Source organism: Burkholderia sp. 3C (assembly GCF_054589155.1).
The window spans coordinates 1-3,149 of the sequence record NZ_BAAILN010000112.1; the positions used below are offsets into that span (position 1 = coordinate 1).

Annotated in this window: 4 protein-coding genes; 1 reads left to right on the forward strand and 3 read right to left on the reverse strand. The window is 65.2% G+C overall.

What is annotated here, in order from left to right:
* Window positions 1-392: 392 nt before the first annotated feature.
* A complete protein-coding gene (locus ACYP33_RS22490) occupies window positions 393-1,292 on the forward strand; it encodes a hypothetical protein (protein ID WP_459623991.1) in 900 nt (299 codons plus the stop codon).
* A gap of 100 nt (window positions 1,293-1,392) precedes the next feature.
* On the opposite strand, the gene ACYP33_RS22495 is transcribed toward ACYP33_RS22490, so the two are convergent.
* From ACYP33_RS22495 to ACYP33_RS22505, 3 genes are all read right to left on the reverse strand, one after another.
* Complete coding sequence (locus ACYP33_RS22495) at window positions 1,393-1,761, reverse strand: copper resistance protein CopC (protein WP_414448040.1); 369 nt, start codon at window positions 1,759-1,761, stop codon at window positions 1,393-1,395.
* A gap of 28 nt (window positions 1,762-1,789) precedes the next feature.
* Entirely contained in the window at window positions 1,790-2,233 is a 444-nt protein-coding gene (locus ACYP33_RS22500; protein WP_414441423.1) for a copper chaperone PCu(A)C, read from the reverse strand.
* Between the two features lie 62 nt (window positions 2,234-2,295).
* Window positions 2,296-2,943: an SCO family protein gene (locus ACYP33_RS22505; protein WP_459623992.1), complete on the reverse strand. Its 648-nt coding sequence runs from the start codon at window positions 2,941-2,943 to the stop codon at window positions 2,296-2,298.
* Between the last annotated feature and the right edge of the window lie 206 nt (window positions 2,944-3,149).

The window sequence follows — 3,149 nt, forward strand, 5'->3', positions numbered from 1 at the left end:
GCGTAACGGACCGGCAGAATCGCCAGACCCTGCTTGATGCAATTCGGGCAATTCACGTCTGTCCTCGCGTGTGGATCGGGTTCAATTCGATGGCTTCAAACGAGACGGCCGAGAGATCGGCCGCGTTGCCGGTGCTAGGCACATTCAGGAAATACGTCTGACGCCCCGGTACGGCCGTCATGAACATGACTGTCGCTGTGTGAAGCGTTGGCCAAAGGCGGAATGCTAGTTGGAACTCTTGTTTTTATGAAACCGATGCTCTTCCTTATTTGCTGTACGGATGTTTTTGATCAAGGCTCTGTAATCATGAATTTATTTCGATGTTTTCGAGATGAATGGCGTGCTATATATCGCGCACCCGCTGATACCTGATCAACACACCATCATTCACAATGAGCCCTGACTTCCAGAGCGATGAACATATTTCGGCCACCTTCTTACCCGACGCATTTTCCCAATGCAGTTCGGATGGGCCTGTGGGCGATGGGGACAAAAACTTGGATTACCAGAAGATAGGCCATGCACTCATACAAAGACGGGCGGTGATAAAAACGCCGTCGCCGGAATCCGACCGCCCCGCCAGATTCTTGAACCTGTTTCCCACCTCCTGGCCGCGCCTAGGCTCGCTGATCACACTGGTACTGACTCTGTTGCTGGCCTTGTTCCCGTCGGTGAGCCGCGCCGATGTCGGCAGCCTGGGCGCCGTCGCCATGGCGGCGTTCACGGTGTTCGTCGCGATCTGGGGCGGGCTGACCTTGTTCGTGGGCCTGTGGTTGTGCCGCCGGCTGTCGGTGGTCAAACGGCTCGCATGGTCCGCGCTGTTTTTCTGCCTGCCGGCGATCTACCTGGCGGTGTCGCTGCTCTCCAGCTACGCGCTCGGCGAGGGCACGCGCCTCAGAACCGAAGTGACGAAACAACCGCTGGAGGTATCGGGCGTGACGTTCCCGCCCGGCAGCACCGCCGATTACGAGCAAACCGGCGGCCTGTTCGGCCTGGGCGCGCAGCGCACCTTGCAGGCGATTCGCAGCCCGCATCCGGTGCCGGTGGGCAACGTGTTCGTCGACGCGTTCATCTTCATTCCGCAGAACTCGGGCGACACGGTGCGGGTGGACCTCAGCCCGGGCCAGACGATCGACGGCTGGCCGTGCGGCGGCGACAGCACGCTGCATCTGACGCCGGCCGGTCCGAAACTGGCCGCGTGTTTCCTGGCCGGCTCGCGCGAGTGGAAGGGGCGCCTGCTGCAGCCGGGGGCGTATGTCGATCTCGATGCCGGCATGGCGTCGGGGGATTAGCGCGGCACGGAACGGCGCGAAATGAACAAGGCCCGCGCGGCAGGCATGCCGCGCGGGCCTTGTCGCATGGGCGATCCGGTTGTGTGCCGGATCGCGCGGCTTACTGCGCCGTGAACGTATACGTGCCTTGCGTGCGATGGCCGTCGGTGGCCACGGCCACCCAGTTCACCGTATAGACGCCCGGCTTCAGCGCGGCGAGATCGACGCTCATGTGCTTCTTGTCGCTGCCGCTCACGCTCGACGCATCGCGCGTGGCGGCCTGCCCGGCCGCATCGGTCACCTTCAGCGAGCTGAACGCCGGTTCGAGCCCTTCGTCGAAATCGATCGCGACGTTGGCCGTGGCGACAGGCACCGTGGCGCCGGCGTCGGGCACGCGCTGCTTCGGATGGGCGTGCGCGAACGCGAGCGGGGCGATGGCGGCGAACAGCACGGCGGCGGCGCCGTGCAACAGGGGCTGGCGAATCTTCATGTCTGAACTCCTGGGATGGACGGGCGGCTTACTTCGACATGCCCTTCGGGCCTTCGACCTTGCACTGCGCGGTGAGCTTCTCGCCGTCGCCGAACGTCAGCGTCAGCGGGATCGTCGAGCCGATCTTCAGCGGCTGCTTCGGCTCCTCGAGCATGACGTGGTAGCCGCCCGGCGCGAACGCCAGCGTGCCCTTGGCCGGCACGGTGGCCTTGTCCACCATGACCATCTTCGACATGCTGCCGTTGCTTTGGGTCTGATGCATCATCGCCATGCCGAACGCGTCGGCGCCGACGTCGGTCAGGTCGACGGGCTTCGCGCCGGCGTTGGCCAGCTCGAAGAAGCCGCCGGACGGGATGCCGGCCGGCATCGCGCGCACCCAGCAGTGCGAGACGGTGACGTCGGCCGGGGCGGCGAAGGCGGCGGCGCAGGCGAACAGGGGGGCGGCGGCGAGCAGGCGGAGTGCGGTTTTCATGCGGGATTCCTTGATGAATTCGGTCGATGGGGTGGACGGGCGGCCGGAACGGCGCGTGCGCATCAGTTGCCGCCGCTCTTGATCAGCAGCGGCAGGTCGTGGACCCACGGCGGCACGCCCTGGCCGTCGCGCGCGAACAGGCGCAGCTTGCCGTTCGGATCGAAGATCACGCTCGCGGCGGTGTGGTTCATCGAATAGTTGTCGGGCTTGCTGCCGGCCACCTGTTCGTAGCTGATGCGGAAATCGTTGGTGACCTGCTTCAGTTGCGCGTCGTTGGCCGGGCGCAGCGCGCGGAACGACGGATCGAAGGCGCTCACGTATTGCGCCAGCACGGTGGGCGTGTCGCGTTTCGGATCGACGCTGACGAACAGCACCTGCACCTGTTTCGCGACATCGGGGCCGAGTTGCTGCAAGGCCTGCGCGAGTTCGGCCAGTGTGGTCGGGCACACGTCGGGGCAATGCGTATAGCCGAACAGCAGCACCACGACCTTGCCGCGATAGTCGGCCAGCGTGCGGATCTTGCCGTCGGTGTCGGGCAGCGCGAAATCCTTGCCGAACTGGGTGTTGCCGGTGATGTCGAGGTTGTTGAACGACGGTTCGTTCTGCTTGCAACCGGCCAGCAGCGTGGCGCCGACGAGGGCGCCGGCGATCGCGAGGGTCGCCGTGCGCCGTCCGGCGCTGAAAGGGGAAACGGTCAAACGCTTGAACATGGAAATCTCGCCATGAAAATCGGAAAGCCGAACGAGGGCGCAAGTGCGCGACTGCCTGCGCGGGCGTGCAGCCCGGCAACCCGGCAGACGGGCGGCACGATCGAACGGAACGACGGAATCAGGCGAAGGCGGGTGGGGCGCGGGCGGGGGCGGCGAGCGAGAGGAAGCGGCGCGGCGGCAGCGCCTGCGCGAGGCGCGGCGCGCGC

What these genes read in the sequence shown, in the direction of transcription:
- ACYP33_RS22490 (WP_459623991.1), top strand. Translation starts at nt 393, where the DNA reads ATGAGCCCTGACTTCCAGAGCGATGAACATATTTCGGCCACCTTCTTA.
- ACYP33_RS22495 (WP_414448040.1), bottom strand. Translation starts at nt 1,761, where the DNA reads ATGAAGATTCGCCAGCCCCTGTTGCACGGCGCCGCCGCCGTGCTGTTC.
- ACYP33_RS22500 (WP_414441423.1), bottom strand. Translation starts at nt 2,233, where the DNA reads ATGAAAACCGCACTCCGCCTGCTCGCCGCCGCCCCCCTGTTCGCCTGC.
- ACYP33_RS22505 (WP_459623992.1), bottom strand. Translation starts at nt 2,943, where the DNA reads ATGTTCAAGCGTTTGACCGTTTCCCCTTTCAGCGCCGGACGGCGCACG.